This window comes from Aurantimonas manganoxydans SI85-9A1, assembly GCF_000153465.1.
Lineage (GTDB): Bacteria > Pseudomonadota > Alphaproteobacteria > Rhizobiales > Rhizobiaceae > Aurantimonas > Aurantimonas manganoxydans.
Map to the genome: position 1 here is coordinate 1 of NZ_AAPJ01000029.1, position 1,109 is coordinate 1,109.

The window sequence follows — 1,109 nt, forward strand, 5'->3', positions numbered from 1 at the left end:
ATGCGGCCGGCGCTCGTGCGGCCGGAGAAATGCCGCTTCGCGGCGGGTAGGTTCGCACGACACGCCGAAACAGACGCGGTCACGCGCGAACGAAGCCGGCCAGAACCGTATCGCGATCAACGCAGTCAGAAATGTCGAGATGGGAAAATTGGAGCGGGCGATGGGATTCGAACCCACGACCCCAACCTTGGCAAGGTTGTGCTCTACCCCTGAGCTACGCCCGCCCGCTCCGTGCGGCGCCTGAGCGCCGCGGACGAGCGGTGTATGCCCCAATCGCCGGTGGATTGCAACAGCGAAATGACGGGAATCGAACGGGATTTTCGTGGCGTGCCGCGCGGGCCGGAACGCGCGAGATTCCGGGTGTTTGGTAAGGGATCCGGCGGGGTGCCGAAGCCAGGGGGTGCGAGCGCGCGGCGGTCGGGAAGGGTCGTGAGGTACGACGGGCGCTGCAGGAGGGCGGAAAGGGCCGCGGCCGGACCGAGCTCGGAAGCAGGGCGGGGCCCTCCGCATGACTGGAGGGCCCGTCGTCAGGCATCGACCTCGACCTCGGGCCTTCGCTTTTGGGAGGGGAGGGTGCGCGACATCCGCGCGCATCGTCCGAAGCTCGGGCCGCTTGAGTGGCCCGGTTGTCAACATGAGGCCTTGAATGAACAGCAAGTTGATCGCGATCATGGGCGCCGCCCTCCTGTCGGCCAGCACCCTGGCCATCGCGCAGGACAGTGGCACCACGGTCGTTCCCGCTGGCGAAGCGGCGCCTGCCGCAGCAGCGCCGGCCGCGGAGACAGGCGGTGCCGCCGCGGCGACCGCAACGGCCGCGCCCGCCGCCGCCGACAAGGCCCCCGAGGCGGCTGCCGCCGAGACGGCCCCGGCCAGCGGCGATGCCGAAATGGCATCCGCCGAGCACATGAAGCCCGACGCCCATCCGTCCAAGGATACGGCCACCGAAGGCAATGCGCCGACGGAAGGCGATCTCGGCAAGAATGCCGATCCGGCCGGCAACCCGACCTATGTCGTCGCACCCGACGGCAAGGTCGATTGGTACGCTTGGCGCGGCTACAAGAAATACATGGCCAATTGCATGCAGTGCCACGGCCCGGATGGCATGGGCT

Annotated in this window: 1 tRNA gene and 1 pseudogene; one reads left to right on the forward strand and one right to left on the reverse strand. The window is 68.5% G+C overall.

Going from position 1 to position 1,109, the window contains the following annotated elements:
* Positions 1–149: 149 nt before the first annotated feature.
* A tRNA-Gly gene (locus SI859A1_RS00230) sits at positions 150–224 on the reverse strand.
* 422 nt (positions 225–646) lie between these two features.
* Between SI859A1_RS00230 and SI859A1_RS22405 the strand changes: the two are divergent.
* A pseudogene (locus SI859A1_RS22405) lies at positions 647–1,109 on the forward strand (hypothetical protein); the annotation flags it as partial.